Source organism: Shouchella miscanthi (genome assembly GCF_007725405.1).
Taxonomy (GTDB): domain Bacteria; phylum Bacillota; class Bacilli; order Bacillales; family Bacillaceae_D; genus Shouchella; species Shouchella hunanensis.
This window is the reverse complement of the sequence record NZ_CP042163.1, coordinates 1,202,493-1,219,129: the sequence shown is the minus strand read 5'-3', so window position 1 is coordinate 1,219,129 and position 16,637 is coordinate 1,202,493. Positions and strand designations below refer to the sequence as shown.

The window sequence follows — 16,637 nt, the reverse complement described above, 5'->3', positions numbered from 1 at the left end:
AGAGTGACATTTGTTTTCTTTATTTAACGGCACCCATATTATTAATTTGGAATTGAACATCCACATCGATAGTAGTGAAAGGGTATTCCTCTTCCTTCCACTTTTCACTATCTATTCCGCGAACATGTTGCCTTACAACTTCTGTGACACCAATTGGGTCGAGCTTGTTTTCTTGTAAAAACGTGATCATTTCTTGAAACGCCTCTTGGAAATGCTTTTTAGATTTTTCTTCGAGATCGCTTGTACTAAATTCTTCAATTCCTATTTCTTTTTTTTGTCTAAGAGTACCTTCAATCTTTATTTCTACGGAAATGTTTATTTGGTCATCATCCATGACATTCACTTGCCACTTTGGTTTAGACTTTAAATAGCGGTACACAATCCCTCTATCTTCTCCTAGGGGAACGTACGCATTTCCTTGTGTGGTCTTTTCAAATAATTTTCTAAAATAGCTGCTTTGTTCCAAGTTTATTTCAGTTTTATACTGATCCTCTTTAAAAAAAGCAAGCCCCGTTACCTTTACACGATTGTCAATGTGGTCAATGATAGGCAAAAAAGGATCAGTGCCTGACGCATAATAGCGGTATAAAAACTCATGCATGCTCGTTTTAGGTAACTGTTCAATTTCATTTTTATCAATAAGATTGAGTATGTGTTGTTGAGCCGTTGATTGGAATGGAAACTCAGCATTAAAGAGATCACTTGCATTGCCTCTACTAATCAGCAGCTTTAAATTTTGCTCAATGGTAGGATTTCGCTGAATTGAATCTAACGTGCTAAATAGCCCTTCTTCTTTTGCAAATTTCTCGCTAAATATATGAAGCCTTGTTCGACTTGTATCAACAAGACGAGGGGTTTCAGCTTGTAAACCTTGAAACAATCCAGCGAGATGAGGGTTTTCTATTTTTATTAATTCACTCTCAGGTAGCTTTTCATCCGCAGGCACAATGATGGTTGTAATTCCGGTCGTTTCCACATCTCCGTTGTCTTTCAAATCATGAGCGAGTGCTTGTAAATACTGAATATCTTCATTTAGTTGCATATGGGGTGTGCACGAAGATAAAAGTAATAAAGCAATGAAAACCGCACTAAGTATGCTTCTTTTTTGCATGGCGTCTCATCCTTTTTTTAAAAATAAACGTTAGAACCGCGAGAAAGGGGATGTAAAAATACAAGGTGTAAAAGCCTAGTTCATTAATGACATGCTGCACCTCAGTTAAGCTAAAAAAACGCCTTCCAAGCAAAGCACTCGTAAAAACAAGGATGACAAGTACCAATAGCCAATGCTTTTGCTTCCAACCGATTGTTCGTTTCCCAAGATAGCTTGCGGCCCATAAATACATACAAATATTTGGCAGCAAGATAAGAAGCCAAATTGAAATACCTAGATACTCCATTCTCCAAACGGATAACGTAGGCCATATGATATTAACTAAGTGATTTTCTGTGAATACAAGGTAAACGAGAATATACGTGAATAAATAAACACACATGCTCAATATAACACCCAATTGTGCCCACTTAGCAGAATGCTTTGCATTTTTAATAAAAGGGAACGCTACTAACAACACTTCAAATCCTAGAAATTGAAACGTCATCTCTCTTGATGCACTCATTACGTCACGTATGGAATGATTCCAAACAGGGGTAAGATTATGGACTTGCAATAGGCCTTGAGGATAATTAGAGTACAGCAATAACGGGACTGTCATAAAAATGGTTAACACACTCAAGCCCATAATGGTTCGAAAGCCTGAACGTGTGAACAGCAAAGCTAGTGCTAGCATAATAAAAATTAAAATTCCATGATACATGTCAGGAAATACCCAAATGATGACCATATCCACATAAATAACAACGATGGTAGAAGCGAACAAACAAAAATAGAGAATAAAGAAAACGTCGACTATCTTTCCGACATACTTACCAAAAAAACGAGTATGAATGTCTGCAATTGTCATTCCATCATCCAAGATGTAATAAATGAGACGAATAACCACCAAAACGCTTGCCGCTGAAAACATAATGGCGATCCATCCATCATTTCCAACAATTCCTGCTATACTTTTTTGAAACGTAAAGATACCAACACCAATTTGCATAAAGAACACAAGGAAAAGCGCAAAAAAAGATGAGACTTGATGGTTCTTTATATTCATGGTGAACCTCCTTCCGTCTTCTCATGCTTATAATTCTTCAATATCTTGCTTCGCTTTTACTTTTTTATGGCGTGTAAATCGATCTTGCTTCTTTGTCCGTAATGTCTCAGGTCGCTTTCCCTGAAACCAAATAGGCAATCGAAAAAAAGAGTCTTTAAAGTCCTTAATACGTAATGGGTACACAGGTGTTAAATAAGGGTGGCCAAAAGATTTCAAGGTTAGTAAATGATAGATACAAAGCAATAGACAAATGGAAATGCCGATAAACCCATAGAGCTGCGCAAGCAAGATAAACGGAAAACGTAGGAGTCGAATGGTGTTTCCCATTTGATAAATCGGTGTGGTAAAGGATGCAAGGGCCGTTAACGCCACGATAATTAAAAGAACACTACTGGCAAGCGATGCTTCAACAATGGCAGTACCGATTACGATACCCCCAACGATTCCGATTGTTTGACCGATTCTTTCAGGGAGTCTTGCTCCTGCTTCCCGTAACAATTCAATCGTCAGCTCTAAAATAAGCACTTCAATAATCGGTGGATACGGAACTTCTATCCTTGTCGCCACCATTGTAATTAGCAAGTCATCTGGTATGAGTTCATGGTGAAATGTTGTAATTGCAATATAGAAAGAAGTGGCAATGACTGAAAAAATAACCGCACAAATTCTTAATAAACGAATAAACATTCCTACTGGCCATTGATCATAGTAATCATCCGGTGAAGAAAAGAATTCAATTAAATTGGTTGGACCAATTAAAGCAAGAGGCGAGCCGTCCAGAACTAGAACGACTTTTCCTTCTGTAATACTTGAAGCAACCCGATCAGGTCGTTCTGTTTCTAATAATTGGGCAAAGGGAGAATTGGGATTATCCGTTATAAGCTGGCTTACTTGTGTAATGTCAACGAATTCATCGTAATCCATGTCTGCAAGTCGCTGCTTTACCGTTTGAACAAGTTGATTATCAGCAACATCTTCTATATAAATCATCGCCAACCTACTCTTGCTTAACCTACCTACCGTCATTTCATCTACAATTAATTCAGGAACCGCAATTCGTTTCCGAATTAAGTTTAAATTCACATCAAGATCTTCAATAAGGCCTTCTTTTGGACCGGCTACGGTGTACTCATTTTCGGTAATCGTTACTTCACGACCATCATGCTTTTTTAATGGTAGGGCGATAAAGGAATTGAGCTTGTCTGGATTTCCAATTAATAGAGCCCCGCGCATAATTTGCGTGCTAAACTCTTCACCTGTATGCACAGATTCTACTCGTTCAATTGGTAAATGAGCTCCTAGTTCTTCAATGGGAACATGTTTATTCGTCTTTATGTATTCAATCACTTTGTGAAAGGAGTGCTTGTCTCTCATAAGAGAAGAGAGGTAATAATAACGCAATGACTGATTAGAGTGCGTCTTGTCAACGACAAAGTCCGCTGACTTCGACAGAGTCGCAATCGTTGTCTGTATATCCATTTTCCCCAAACGAATCCCTCCCCTTTTTCGGCTAAAATGACATCACCTTCATTTAGGAATGCCACAAATAGGTTTTTTTATGTTTCTTCCATACAAAAAACCAAAATCGCCTCTTCTCTAGGCAATTTTGGTCTTGCTTTATCTAGGACTGCCATTCAATTTTGTTAATTACTAGTAACCTTTCCCTAAAAAAACCAAGATAACCCATCCCCTGGCTATCTTGGTTTCGTGTTAAATAGACTGTAACGCTTTATGCGCGATATCTTTACGGTAAAATAAGCCTTCACTCGTAACATATTCGCTTACTTGGTACGCGTGTTGCTGCGCCTTTTCAATGGTTTCTCCTGTACCAGCGACGAGTAGGACTCTACCACCGTTTGTTTTCCAATTTGTCGAAGACTGTTTTGTACCAGCATGGAAAACAAGCCCTGCCTTAGCTGCTTCTTCTATTCCTTCTATGACAACACCTTTTGCATAGCCCTGTGGATATCCTACACTTGCATGAACAACACCCACCACCGCTTCTTTTTTCCATTTTAACTGAACCGGTTGTTCGTTTAGAACACGTAGCATCACGTCAATTAAGTCCGATTCTAAACGTGGCAAGACTACTTGTGTTTCTGGGTCACCAAAGCGCGCATTAAATTCGATGACTTTTGGGCCATGAGCAGTCATCATTAAGCCTGCATAAAGAACGCCAGTAAAAGAGCGCCCCTCCTCCACCATCGCATCGGCTGTTGGTTGTAGAATTTTTCTTACAGCCTCTTCAACGTCATGGTCTGAAAACTGAGGTACGGGTGAGTATGCGCCCATGCCACCTGTGTTTGGACCTTTATCTCCATCATATGCTCGCTTATGATCTTGCGCCGGAACCAGTGGAATGACAGTTGTCCCCTTAACGAATGCCATTAATGATAGTTCTTCCCCTTCAAGGTATTCTTCAATGACGACTTTGGCACCAGCTTCGCCAAACCCATGATCGACTAGAATATGATGAAGTGCACCAATGGCTTCTTCTTCAGTTAATGCAACAGTTACGCCTTTTCCTGCCGCAAGACCATCTGCTTTTATAACAATTGGTGCTCCCTCTGCCCTTACATAACTTGCTGCGGCTTCAAACTCAGTAAACGTTTTTGATACTGCTGTGGGTATACTGTACTGATGCATTAATTCTTTTGCAAACGACTTAGATCCTTCAAGTATGGCCGCCTCTTTCCTTGGACCAAATACAGGTATCTCTTCAAGCTCAAATCGGTCGACTAACCCTTCTAATAAAGGAATCTCTGGTCCGACAATAACTAAGCCAATGTCACTTTGTATGGCAAACTGCACAAGTGCATCGTGATCGGTTGATTCAAGCCCAAGGCAAACCCCAAGGTCAGCCATGCCATCATTACCTGGTGCTATATAGACCGTTTCAACAAGCGTGCTGTTTGCTGCACTCCAAGCAATCGCATGCTCTCTTCCACCGTTTCCAATGATTAATACATTCATGAATCGTGTCCCCCTTAATGTTTAAAATGACGTAATCCAGTAAACACCATCGCAATGCCATATTCATCTGCCTTTTGGATCGATTCATCATCTCGAACAGATCCTCCAGGTTGAATAATCGCTGTTACGCCTGCTTTCGCTGCTGTTTCTACTGTATCACCGTAAGGGAAAAACGCATCAGATGCAAGCACCGCCCCTTTTGCTCGCTCGCCTGCCTGTTCAATGGCTATTGCTGCAGAACCAACACGATTCATTTGTCCAGCACCAACACCGACTGTCATCTCACCATTAGCTAAAACGATGGCATTTGATTTAACATGCTTGACGACTTTCCATCCTAAAGATAACGCTGTCCACTCTTCTTCAGTCGGCTCGCGCTTTGTCACAACATGAAGTTCCGCATCATCCAACCCTAGCGTATCTTCTTCTTGTAACAATAAGCCACCGTGAATGGACGTCAGCTTATCTTCTGTTTCGCCTTTATCTACTGCTACTTCTAGTAAGCGAATGTTCTTTTTCTTCGTCAAAATCGCTTTCGCTTCTGGACTAAATTGTGGAGCAAGAATGACCTCTAAGAAAATCTCACTCATTGTCTGTACTGTTTCTTTATCCACTTCACGGTTAAGGGCTACAATGCCACCAAATATTGATTTTGAATCTGCTTCATAAGCGCGATTAAAGGCGGTAGCAATTGACTCGCCAGTTGCTACACCACATGGATTCATATGCTTAATGGCAACAGCAGCTGGTTCTGTAAATTCTTTTATGACTTCAAGTGCCGCGTTTGCATCATTAATATTATTGTAAGAAAGCTCTTTTCCATGTAGCTGTTTCGCTTTTGCAATAGAAGAGGCTGATCCAGTGCTTTTCTCGTAAAATGCCGCTTTTTGATGGGGATTTTCACCATAACGTAAGGCTTGCTTATGAGTGTATGTAACAGTAAACGATTCTGGATGACGCTCGCCCACCGCTCCTGTTAAATAAGAAGCAATTAGAGCATCGTAAGCAGCGGTATGGCGAAATACTTTAGCAGCTAGCTTTTTACGAAAAGAACGTTGTTGCTCATCGCTTTCTTCTAAGCTAGCAAGAACGGTCTCGTAATCAGCTGGATCCACAATAACTGTCACATCAGCATGATTTTTCGCTGCAGAACGTAGCATACTTGGCCCACCAATATCGATGTTTTCAATTGCATCGTCAAAAGAAGCATCTGGCTTTGCAATCGTTTCGGCAAATGGGTAAAGATTGACAATTACGTAATCTATCGGTGTAATCGCTAATTCGTCAATTTGTTCCATATGTTCGGTTTTATCACGTCTAGCAAGTAATCCGCCATGGATGGAAGGGTGTAACGTTTTCACTCGCCCATCTAAAATTTCTGGGAAAGCTGTGACGTCCGATACATTCTTTACTGGAATTCCTGCTTCTTCTAACGAGCGCTTTGTTCCACCCGTTGAAAGAATCTCGATATCCTTTTCTACTAGCCCATTAACAAATGGTATCAGTCCATCTTTATTTGATACGCTTACGAGTGCACGTTTTTTCATTCGTTTTCTCCCCTAGTCTTTTCTGCCACAAGCTGATTGACAACCTGTGGGTAAAGTTGGTGCTCGACTGCTTGAATTTTTTTTGTTAATGAAGCATGATTTTCATCTAACGCAATCGCTATTTTTTCTTGGGCGATCACCGGACCTGTATCCATGCCTGCATCGACGTAATGGATGGTAACACCAGTTTCCTTTGCTTTTGCTTCAAGTGCTTGTCCAACTGCATCAAGACCTGGGAAATGCGGCAGCAAAGAAGGATGGATGTTTACGATTCTTCCTTCATACGCTTGCAAGAGTACAGATCCAATCAGACGCATATAGCCAGCTAATAGGATCAGCTCTACTTTAGCTGCGTTTAATCGTTCAATCAAGTGTCCTTCATATGCTTGTTTATTTACAAAGCTGTTCGGAATGACTTCTGCAGTCTCTACTCCTAATTGACTTGCTTTTTTAAGAACAGGCGCCTGTCGTTTATCGCTGACAACGAGTACAACGTCTCCTTTAGCTGATCCATTTTGTGTTTGTTTAATCAGATTCTCCGCATTTGTACCAGAGCCAGAGGCAAAGATCGCTAGCCTCATGGCTGAATACTTCCAATTGTAATACCTGATTGACCAGTCACTCTACCAATAATATAGGCTTTCTCTCCAGCGTCTTCTAGACAGCGAATTGCTTCATGAAGGCGTTCTTCTGTTACTGTAAGCACCATACCAATACCCATATTAAATGTTGAGAACAGATCCTGATCCGACAACGATCCTTGATCTTTTATAAATGAAAAAATCGCAGGAATTGGCCATGATCCATAATCAATTTCTGCGCCTAAACCTTCTGGAAGCATTCTTGGGATGTTTTCATAAAACCCACCACCCGTAATATGTGCTGCCCCTTTTACAAGCTGCGACCGGACAGCTTCAAGAACAGGTTTGACGTAAATTTTAGTCGGTGTAAGCAGTTCCTCCACAAGCGGCTTTCCTAGCTCTTTAGGAACACTCTCCAACGAAAGACCGGCCTGTTCAAGCAATAGCTTACGGACAAGCGAAAAACCATTTGAATGAAGTCCACTTGAAGCCAAACCAATAAGTACGTCACCAGCCTCGATAGACTGTCCAGTGATCATCTGGCTTTTCTCAACGGCACCGACAGAAAAACCAGCTAAATCATATTCTTCTTCACTGTACATCCCAGGCATTTCCGCCGTTTCTCCGCCAATGAGAGCACAACCTGCTAATTCGCATCCGTCTGCAACACCCTTGACAATTGCTTCAATTTTAGCAGGATCGGCTTTGCCAAGAGCTAAATAATCTAAAAAGAACAGCGGCTCTGCTCCTTGAACAACGATGTCATTCACACACATGGCAACTGCATCTTGGCCGATTGTATCATGCTGATTCGCCATAAAGGCAAGCATAAGCTTCGTTCCCACACCATCTGTCCCCGAAACAAGAACAGGTTCTTTCAGCCCTAGATGGGATAAGTCGAAATTCCCACCAAATCCACCTAAACCACCTAATACACCTTGTCGTTTTGTCCGTTCTACATGGGCTTTCATACGTTTTACAGCTTCGTAACCAGCTTCTATGTCAACGCCTGCTTGTTTATATGCTTGTGACACATTGAATTCCTCCACTTCTTCTCTTAAAGTTTTGCATGTGGATGTAGCGTATCCGCATAAATTTCCGTTGGGTACTCTCCTGTAAAGCAAGCTAAACATTGTCCGCAGTTATGCATCGCTTCTGAGCGACCAATTCCTACTTTTAACCCTTCCGTTGATAAAAATGCCAAGCTATCGGCACCCATCATTTCTCTCATTTCTTCGATTGAATGAGAAGAAGCAATGAGTTCTTCTGTTGTTGATGTATCAATGCCATAAAAGCACGGATTCTTTATTGGTGGTGATGAAATACGGACATGAACTTCAACGGCACCGGCTTCTCGTAACATGTTGACAATTCGTCTACTCGTCGTCCCACGCACAATAGAGTCATCAATCATAACGACACGTTTTCCTTCTACCACACCACGAACAGGGGAAAGTTTCATTTTAACGCCTTGCTCTCTTAACTCTTGTGATGGTTGAATGAACGTTCTTCCGACATACCGGTTCTTAATCATGCCAAGTTCATAAGGAATGCCCGCTTGTTCTGCATAGCCAATGGCTGCCGAAATACTCGAATCTGGGACACCTGTCACCACATCGGCTTCAATTGGGGACTCAATGGCTAACTGCTTTCCTAAACTTTTTCGAGCCGTATGAACGTTGATGTGATCCACATTCGAATCAGGTCTTGCAAAATACACATATTCCATACTGCAAATAGCACGATTGCCAGGGGAAACAAAGCGCTCGCTTCGCATCCCTGTATCATCAATGACTAATAGTTCTCCAGGCAATACTTCACGCTCAAACGATGCCCCTACAATATCAAACGCACATGTTTCAGACGCAACCACATAAGCATCACCTAACCGTCCAATCGATAGTGGACGTAATCCATTTGGGTCTAACGCAACCATTAATTGGCGTTCATTTAATACGGCAAATGCATAAGCACCTTTTAAAGAGGAGAGCGCATTTTTCATTTGATCTTCTAAACTATAATAGCCGCTACGTTTTATTAAGTGAGCAAGCACTTCCGTATCAGACGTCGATTGAAAGATCGATCCTTGTGCTTCAAGCTGGTGCTTAAGATGATTCGCGTTAACCAAGTTTCCATTATGAGCAATAGCTAGGCCGCCTTTTTGCGAGTTGAAAAACAATGGCTGAACGTTCGCATAGCCACCCCCACCTGCTGTTGCATAGCGAACATGCCCAATCGCTGCTTTTCCGTGCAAGCCTGCTAAAATATCTGGATTAAAGACATCATTTACGAGACCAAGCCCTTTGTGAGCAGAGAGTTTTTCGCCGTCAGAAACGACGATACCAGCTCCCTCCTGCCCACGATGTTGTAAACTGTGCAAGCCGTAGTACGTTATTTGCGCGGCATCTTTATGGCCAAATACAGCAAACACACCACACTCTTCATTTAATCCTTTGATTTCAGCAAACATGGGATAGCCCCTTTCCAAGCTGACTCAAGTTCTTTTACCGCAGCAGACAGAATGGTTTCTCCATCCGTCGTTATTTGAAGCGTTTCCTCTGCTGTTACAGTTCCAATACGCTTTGCATCGCGAACGACTTGTTCAAACTGCTGTCTATGCGCTTCTTTTACTGTTACAACAAAGCGTGACTGACTTTCAGCAAATAAGTCGGCTACATCATTCGTCCAATTCACCTGTGCGCCAAATGATGTTCCGAATAGCTTTTCTGCAATGGCGACAGCCATTCCACCCTCAGCAACATCATGTGCAGAAGCAACGATGCCTGCTCGAATCGCAGATAATAATTGCTGTTGACGATCTTTTTCCACTTCTAAATCAATGGTTGGTGCTTTTCCGGATAAATTGCCTTGGATTACTTTTTGGATCTCGCTCCCACCAAACTCTGGCTTCGTTTCACCAATGACGTATAAAATGTCTCCAGCCTCTTTTACCGTTTGCGTTGTAATGTATGATACATCTTCAACGAGACCAACCATACCAATAACTGGCGTTGGGTAGACTGCACCTCCAGAGCGTTCATTATAGAGCGAAACATTCCCTCCAATTACAGGTGTATCAAGCACTCGACACGCTTCACTCAATCCGTCTGTTGATTTTTCTAGTTGCCAAAAAATCTCTGGTCTTTCTGGATTCCCATAGTTTAAGCAATCGGTCACTCCAAGTGGTATTGCACCTGAACAAACAATGTTTCTTGCTGCTTCTGCGATCGCAATTTTTCCACCGACTTCAGGATCTAAGTATAAGTAGCGTGAGTTGCAATCTGTTGTCATGGCAAGTGCTTTCTTTGTTCCACGAATTCTTACAACCGCAGCATCTGATCCAGGCGACACAACCGTATTCGTCTGCACCATATGATCATACTGCTGGTAAACCCACTCTTTGCTTGCAATCGTTGGTTGTGCAAGCAAGTGAACAAGCGTTTCTTTTGCATCAGAAATAGTTGGTACAAATGGTGCTTCTGCTTGAAATTCCTCAAAATAAGCTGGCACCTGGGATGGTTTGTGATAAACCGGGGCATCTTCCGCAAGTGCATCTACAGGCACGTCCGCAACCACTTCTCCGTTGTGAAGAAGACGTAAGCGACGATCATCCGTTACAACACCAACTTCAACAGCATGGAGATTCCAGTGTTCAAAAATGGCTTTAATTTCGTCTTCTCGCCCTTTTTCTACGACTAATAGCATTCGTTCTTGTGATTCAGATAACATCATTTCGTAAGGCGTCATGCCTGTTTCACGCTGAGGAACAAGATCTAAATTCATTTCAATACCAGAACCTGCCTTACTCGCCATTTCTGCTGATGAAGACGTTAGTCCTGCTGCACCCATATCTTGAATTCCAATTAATGCGTCACATTTCACCACTTCAAGGCATGCCTCAAGAAGCAGCTTCTCCATAAATGGATCCCCCACTTGCACAGCTGGCCGCTTTTCATCGGATGAATCACTTAATTCTTCTGACGCAAACGTGGCGCCATGAATGCCATCTCTACCAGTACTTGCACCTACATACATAACTGTGTTGCCGATACCTTTAGCCTGTCCTTTTTGAATATCCTTGTGATCAATTAAACCGACACACATCGCATTCACGAGCGGATTCGCTTCATAACAAGGATCAAATTGGACTTCTCCGCCCACAGTCGGCACGCCTATACAATTGCCATAGCCAGCAATACCCGCTACTACTTCTTCAAACAAGTACTTTACTTTAGGTGACTGTAGCTCTCCAAATCGTAGAGAATTTAACAAGGCAATTGGACGAGCACCCATTGAAAACACATCACGTAAAATTCCACCAACACCTGTTGCCGCGCCTTGATATGGTTCAATCGCTGATGGGTGATTGTGACTCTCAATTTTGAATACAACCGCTTGCTCGTCTTCAATATCGATAATACCAGCACCTTCACCTGGTCCTTGCAGTACTTTTTCACCATCTATAGGAAATTTTTTCAACAAAACTTTCGAATTTTTATAGCTACAATGCTCAGACCACATGACAGAGAATAAACCAGTCTCCGTGAAATTTAAAGGGCGCCCGACAATACTTTCCGCTAACGTAAATTCTTCATCCGTCAATCCCATTTCTTTATAAAGTTTTTTCTCTTTAATTGTTTCTGCACTTGGCTCAAGAAGTAGTGACATAAGATTCCCTCCAGTTGGATAAAATCGATGTAAATAGCGCCAGACCTTGCTGATTTCCGAGTAGTGAATCGACAGCTCGCTCAGGGTGTGGCATCATACCGAGCACATTCCCTTGTTCATTTACAATTCCGGCAATTTGCGCTTTTGAACCATTTACATGCTCGTTGTAGCGAAAAACGATTTGCTTGTTGGCTAGCATTTTCTCATACGTTTCATCATCACACTCATAATTCCCTTCACCATGGGCAACTGGAATAAGGACGGTTTCGCCTTGCTTGTAAGAAGATGTGAATACTGTCTCATTGTTTTCAACTCGAAGCTCGACATTACGACAAATAAATTTTAAGTCAATGTTACGCTTCATTGCTCCTGGCAATAAGCCTGACTCTAGTAGAATTTGAAATCCGTTACATACACCTAGCACCGGCTTTCCAGCGTTCGCTGCCTCCACAACAGCCGGCATAATAGGAGCGAACCGAGCAATTGCACCCGAACGCAAATAGTCTCCGTGGGAGAATCCACCTGGCAATAACACAGCATCATAACCATCTAATGATGTCTCAGTATGAAATACATACTCTACCTCTTCACCTAATCCATCTTTAATAGCATGGTACATGTCGGCATCACAGTTGGAACCAGGAAAGACAATGACTGCAAACTTCATGATGGGACAACCTCCTCCACATCAAAGCGATAATCTTCAATAACCGTATTCGCAAGTAGCTTTTCACACATTTCTTTTACTCGCTCATCTACATTTGCCACATCTTCAAGCTGTAGTTCTAAATACTTCCCAATTCGAACATCTGCTACTTCTGCATAGTCCATTGTGTGGAGTGCATCTTTTACAGCAACTCCTTGTGGATCTAAAACACTTTCACGTAATGTTACATACACCTTTACTTTATACATGTCGTTACCCCCATAGGTAGATTAATAGTTTGCTTGTTTTAAACGGTGAGTCGGTTTAAAATCTCTTGATAACCTTCTTGAAGATTACCAATATTACGTCGAAACAAATCTTTATCAAGTCGTTGGTTCGTATCTTTATCCCACAATCGACATGTATCAGGCGAGATTTCATCCGCTAAAAGGATCGTTCCTTCTTTTGTGCGTCCGAATTCAAGTTTGAAATCAATTAAACGAACGTTAATACCGTCAAATAATTCACTCAACTGTTCATTGACCGCTAATGCCATCCTTTTTAACGTTTCTACTTCATTTTGACTTGCTGCTGCTAAAAGACCGATATGGTCCTCAGTGATCAAAGGATCACCGAGGGCATCGTCTTTATAGTAAAATTCAACAATGGGTCTTGGAAGGGCTGTTCCTTCTTCTATACCAAGACGTTTTGCCATACTGCCTGCTACCACATTACGGACAACCACTTCTAACGGGATAATCGTTACTTGTTTGACAAGCTGTTCTGTGTCAGATAATCTCCGAACAAAGTGAGACGGAATCCCCTGCTCGGCAAGACGCATAAAAAGATGCGAAGAAATCTCGTTATTTAGCTTTGCTTTGCCTAGAACTGTATCTTTCTTTTCACCATTGAATGCTGTTGCTTCATCTTTGTACTCCACCCAAAGTGTGTCTGCTTCTTCTGTCCGATAAATGCGTTTTGCCTTACCTTCATAGAGCAAGTCTTGTTTTGTCACGTTGTCATCAGCCCTTCGTTAACGAATTTTACTCGTTTATTCCTAAACGATTAAAAATGGTATCCACGTGTTTCATATGGTGTTCATAATTAAAGCACTCATCTAATTCTTCATTCGAAAGCACGTCGGTAATTTTCGGCTCATTTTCAATGAGTTCGCGGAATTGTACGCCTTCTTCCCAAGCTTGAGTCGCTTTTGGCTGAACCAAATCATACGCTTCTTCACGTACCATCCCTTTATCAATTAAACTGAGCAATACACGCTGGGAATAAATTAACCCGTACGTACGTGTCATATTTCGCTTCATATTCTCAGGAAACACCGTTAAATTCTTCACAATGTTTCCGAAACGATTTAACATGTAATTTAATGTAATGGTTGCATCTGGTAAAATAACACGCTCAGCTGACGAGTGAGAAATGTCACGCTCATGCCAAAGTACAACATTGTCATAAGCAGTATTCATATAGCCGCGAATGAGTCGAGCCAAGCCAGTCATATTTTCAGAGCCAATGGGATTTCGTTTATGTGGCATTGCTGATGAGCCTTTTTGCCCTTTGGCAAAAAACTCTTCTACTTCTCGAAGTTCGCTTTTTTGAAGTCCACGAATTTCAACAGCGAATTTTTCAATCGACGTAGCGATAAGAGCTAAACTCGCCATATATTCCGCATGACGGTCACGCTGTAGCGTTTGTGTAGAAATTGGCGCTGGATTTAGCCCAAGTTTCTTACAAACAATTTCTTCTACACGTGGATCAATATTTGCATAGGTTCCGACAGCTCCAGATAGTTTTCCAAAACGAACACCTTCTGCAGCATGTTCAAAACGTTCAATATTACGTTTCATTTCTTCATACCATAGAGCAAGCTTTAAACCGAACGTCGTTGGTTCAGCATGGACACCGTGAGTACGGCCCATCATAATGGTAAATTTATGTTCGTTCGCTTTTTGTTTAATAATGTCTAAGAATCGATTAAGATCAGCTGCAAGAATATCATTTGCTTGCTTCAGTAAGTAGGATAACGCTGTATCAACAACATCTGTTGATGTAAGACCGTAGTGCACCCACTTGCGTTCTTCACCCAATGTTTCTGAAACGGCTCGAGTAAATGCAACAACATCATGGCGCGTTTCCTCTTCAATTTCTAAGATTCGGTTCACATCGAAGCTCGCATTTTCACGAATTTTTTTCACATCTTCTTCCGGAATTTCGCCAAGCTCCGCCCACGCCTCACACGCAACAATTTCCACTTCTAGCCACGCTTGATAACGGTTTTCATCGGTCCAAATGGCACCCATTTCAGGACGAGTATAACGTTCAATCATTCTATTTCCTCCAAGACTTTCATTTTTTTCTCCCAAAAGGCATCAAGGGTTTGCAAACACCTTGTTGTATCTTCTCCGAGCACTGTTAAATGACCCATTTTCCGCTTCCATTTGGCTTCTTTCTTTCCATATAAATGAAGGGATATGCTGTTCAGTTCATTCAAACGTTCCATAAGCGGTGCAACATGCTCTCCGAGTAGATTTTCCATAACAGCAGGAGTTAGCAACGTCGTTTCCCCTAGTGGTAACCCACAAATGGCACGGATATGCTGTTCAAATTGAGAGGTCTTACAAGCCTCTATTGTATAATGCCCAGAATTGTGCGGTCTAGGGGCAAGTTCATTCACAACTAATTTGTTCTCAACTGTTACAAACATCTCAACCGCTAATGTCCCAACCACTTCGAGTCCATCAACAATCTGCATGGCAATTTGTTTTGCTTCCTTTTCCACTAATTCACTAACACGAGCTGGCACAATCGTACGATGCAAAATACTGTCTTGGTGTTCGTTTTCCACTACTGGAAAAATCGCAATCTCACCATGACGAGATTTTGTTGCAATCACTGAAACTTCACAAGTAAAGGGAACAAAAGCTTCTAAAACAAGCTCACCATAAGTAAGGAGGTTCTCTGCGGCCTCTGTCAGTTCATCCCATGTATGAACCACTTTCTGTCCTTTTCCATCGTAACCACCTCGGCACGTTTTCAATACCGCCGGAAAGTTCGTTATCGCAACGGCTTCTTCTAGATCATGAAGAGATTGAATAGAAGCAAACGGAGCAACAGGCACATGAAGTTGACGTAATGCCTGTTTTTCCTTTAATCGATGCTGTGTTGTCGCCAGCACTTGATATCCTTGTGGAAAGTCACTAACCGCCAATAATTGCGCGGCTGCTTGTTCATCAATATTTTCAAATTCATACGTAATGACATCACTCATTGCTGCCAGTTCTTTGCAAGCTTCATAATCATCGTAAGAAGCCGTAATGACATGATCTGCCACTTGAGCACAAGGTGCGTCCGGAGTCGGATCAAGCACAGCAATTCGATACCCCATTGCTTTTGCAGACAACGCCATCATTCTCCCTAGCTGACCACCACCAATAATGCCAATCGTGCTTCCTGGTTGAACAATGGTCATTGTAAATCACCCCGATGATCCATCACCGTCTGTCTAATTTTTTCTCTTCTTGCCTGTAAGCGTTCCTGTATACGTGTATCTTCTATTCCAAGAATTTGTGCTGCCAAAAGTCCTGCATTCGTTGCTCCTGCTTTTCCAATTGCAACAGTAGCAACCGGGACACCTCCAGGCATTTGTACAATCGAAAGAAGAGAATCCAATCCATTTAATGCCTTCGATTGAATGGGCACACCTATGACAGGTACTGTCGTTTTAGCGGCTACCATACCAGGTAAGTGAGCTGCGCCTCCCGCTCCAGCAATTATCACGTTTAGTCCTTTATGAAGGGCTTGCTCTGCATATTCAAACATTAAATCTGGCGTTCGATGAGCAGAAACAACTTCTTTTTCATACGCTACGCCTAATTCATCTAACACATCACATGCATGTTTCATCGTCGGCCAATCTGACGTACTTCCCATTATGACGCCAATTCGTGGTTGGTTCATCTTCATCCCCCGATACCTTTTTCTAAAAAAAGAAAAAACACAGTTCGTCCATAATCTACATAAGAGAAAAGACGACTACTGTGTCGTTAAA

The 16,637-nt window shown here is 41.9% G+C and carries 15 protein-coding genes; all 15 read right to left on the bottom strand.

The window, feature by feature from the left end:
• Positions 1-19: 19 nt before the first annotated feature.
• On the bottom strand, positions 20-1,111 hold the full coding sequence (locus tag FPV17_RS05910) for a Ger(x)C family spore germination protein (protein ID WP_081762024.1): 1,092 nt from the start codon (positions 1,109-1,111) through the stop codon (positions 20-22).
• Positions 1,089-2,159: a GerAB/ArcD/ProY family transporter gene (locus FPV17_RS05905; RefSeq protein ID WP_144558461.1), complete on the bottom strand. Its 1,071-nt coding sequence runs from the start codon at positions 2,157-2,159 to the stop codon at positions 1,089-1,091. The genes FPV17_RS05910 and FPV17_RS05905 overlap by 23 nt, the downstream gene beginning before the upstream one ends.
• 27 nt (positions 2,160-2,186) lie before the next feature.
• Positions 2,187-3,638 carry a spore germination protein gene (locus FPV17_RS05900; RefSeq protein ID WP_246117193.1) on the bottom strand — a complete coding sequence of 484 codons (1,452 nt, stop codon included), beginning with the start codon at positions 3,636-3,638 and terminating at the stop codon, positions 2,187-2,189.
• Positions 3,639-3,869: 231 nt separating this feature from the next.
• Positions 3,870-5,132, bottom strand: a complete 1,263-nt coding sequence (gene purD, locus FPV17_RS05895; protein ID WP_035393268.1) for a phosphoribosylamine--glycine ligase — start codon at positions 5,130-5,132, stop codon at positions 3,870-3,872.
• A gap of 14 nt (positions 5,133-5,146) precedes the next feature.
• Positions 5,147-6,679, bottom strand: a complete 1,533-nt coding sequence (gene purH, locus FPV17_RS05890; protein ID WP_144558459.1) for a bifunctional phosphoribosylaminoimidazolecarboxamide formyltransferase/IMP cyclohydrolase — start codon at positions 6,677-6,679, stop codon at positions 5,147-5,149.
• Complete coding sequence (gene purN, locus FPV17_RS05885) at positions 6,676-7,260, bottom strand: phosphoribosylglycinamide formyltransferase (protein ID WP_035393273.1); 585 nt, start codon at positions 7,258-7,260, stop codon at positions 6,676-6,678. The genes purH and purN overlap by 4 nt, the downstream gene beginning before the upstream one ends.
• Complete coding sequence (purM, locus tag FPV17_RS05880; protein ID WP_144558458.1) at positions 7,257-8,294, bottom strand: phosphoribosylformylglycinamidine cyclo-ligase; 1,038 nt, start codon at positions 8,292-8,294, stop codon at positions 7,257-7,259. The genes purN and purM overlap by 4 nt, the downstream gene beginning before the upstream one ends.
• Before the next feature lie 23 nt (positions 8,295-8,317).
• Positions 8,318-9,730 carry an amidophosphoribosyltransferase gene (purF, locus tag FPV17_RS05875; protein ID WP_144558457.1) on the bottom strand — a complete coding sequence of 471 codons (1,413 nt, stop codon included), beginning with the start codon at positions 9,728-9,730 and terminating at the stop codon, positions 8,318-8,320.
• The gene (gene purL / locus FPV17_RS05870) at positions 9,706-11,928 is read right to left on the bottom strand and encodes a phosphoribosylformylglycinamidine synthase subunit PurL (protein ID WP_144558456.1); all 2,223 of its coding nucleotides are present in this window, start codon (positions 11,926-11,928) and stop codon (positions 9,706-9,708) included. Before purL ends, purF begins: the two co-directional genes overlap by 25 nt.
• Positions 11,912-12,595, bottom strand: a complete 684-nt coding sequence (purQ, locus tag FPV17_RS05865) for a phosphoribosylformylglycinamidine synthase subunit PurQ (protein WP_035393277.1) — start codon at positions 12,593-12,595, stop codon at positions 11,912-11,914. The genes purL and purQ overlap by 17 nt, the downstream gene beginning before the upstream one ends.
• On the bottom strand, positions 12,592-12,843 hold the full coding sequence (gene purS, locus FPV17_RS05860; protein ID WP_055736967.1) for a phosphoribosylformylglycinamidine synthase subunit PurS: 252 nt from the start codon (positions 12,841-12,843) through the stop codon (positions 12,592-12,594). Before purS ends, purQ begins: the two co-directional genes overlap by 4 nt.
• A gap of 38 nt (positions 12,844-12,881) precedes the next feature.
• Positions 12,882-13,589 (bottom strand): phosphoribosylaminoimidazolesuccinocarboxamide synthase, encoded by a 708-nt coding sequence (gene purC / locus FPV17_RS05855; protein WP_144558455.1) that lies wholly within the window; start codon positions 13,587-13,589, stop codon positions 12,882-12,884.
• 28 nt (positions 13,590-13,617) lie between these two features.
• On the bottom strand, positions 13,618-14,916 hold the full coding sequence (gene purB / locus FPV17_RS05850; protein WP_144558454.1) for an adenylosuccinate lyase: 1,299 nt from the start codon (positions 14,914-14,916) through the stop codon (positions 13,618-13,620).
• Positions 14,913-16,058, bottom strand: a complete 1,146-nt coding sequence (gene purK / locus FPV17_RS05845) for a 5-(carboxyamino)imidazole ribonucleotide synthase (RefSeq protein ID WP_144558453.1) — start codon at positions 16,056-16,058, stop codon at positions 14,913-14,915. Before purK ends, purB begins: the two co-directional genes overlap by 4 nt.
• Entirely contained in the window at positions 16,055-16,546 is a 492-nt protein-coding gene (purE, locus tag FPV17_RS05840) for a 5-(carboxyamino)imidazole ribonucleotide mutase (RefSeq protein ID WP_035393283.1), read from the bottom strand. The genes purK and purE overlap by 4 nt, the downstream gene beginning before the upstream one ends.
• Positions 16,547-16,637 lie beyond the last annotated feature (91 nt).

What these genes read in the sequence shown, in the direction of transcription:
- purL (WP_144558456.1), bottom strand. Translation starts at nt 11,928, where the DNA reads ATGTCACTACTTCTTGAGCCAAGTGCAGAAACAATTAAAGAGAAAAAA.
- FPV17_RS05900 (WP_246117193.1), bottom strand. Translation starts at nt 3,638, where the DNA reads ATGGATATACAGACAACGATTGCGACTCTGTCGAAGTCAGCGGACTTT.
- purN (WP_035393273.1), bottom strand. Translation starts at nt 7,260, where the DNA reads ATGAGGCTAGCGATCTTTGCCTCTGGCTCTGGTACAAATGCGGAGAAT.
- purE (WP_035393283.1), bottom strand. Translation starts at nt 16,546, where the DNA reads ATGAACCAACCACGAATTGGCGTCATAATGGGAAGTACGTCAGATTGG.
- purS (WP_055736967.1), bottom strand. Translation starts at nt 12,843, where the DNA reads ATGTATAAAGTAAAGGTGTATGTAACATTACGTGAAAGTGTTTTAGAT.
- purD (WP_035393268.1), bottom strand. Translation starts at nt 5,132, where the DNA reads ATGAATGTATTAATCATTGGAAACGGTGGAAGAGAGCATGCGATTGCT.
- purF (WP_144558457.1), bottom strand. Translation starts at nt 9,730, where the DNA reads ATGTTTGCTGAAATCAAAGGATTAAATGAAGAGTGTGGTGTGTTTGCT.
- purB (WP_144558454.1), bottom strand. Translation starts at nt 14,916, where the DNA reads ATGATTGAACGTTATACTCGTCCTGAAATGGGTGCCATTTGGACCGAT.
- FPV17_RS05910 (WP_081762024.1), bottom strand. Translation starts at nt 1,111, where the DNA reads ATGCAAAAAAGAAGCATACTTAGTGCGGTTTTCATTGCTTTATTACTT.
- purH (WP_144558459.1), bottom strand. Translation starts at nt 6,679, where the DNA reads ATGAAAAAACGTGCACTCGTAAGCGTATCAAATAAAGATGGACTGATA.
- purQ (WP_035393277.1), bottom strand. Translation starts at nt 12,595, where the DNA reads ATGAAGTTTGCAGTCATTGTCTTTCCTGGTTCCAACTGTGATGCCGAC.
- FPV17_RS05905 (WP_144558461.1), bottom strand. Translation starts at nt 2,159, where the DNA reads ATGAATATAAAGAACCATCAAGTCTCATCTTTTTTTGCGCTTTTCCTT.
- purK (WP_144558453.1), bottom strand. Translation starts at nt 16,058, where the DNA reads ATGACCATTGTTCAACCAGGAAGCACGATTGGCATTATTGGTGGTGGT.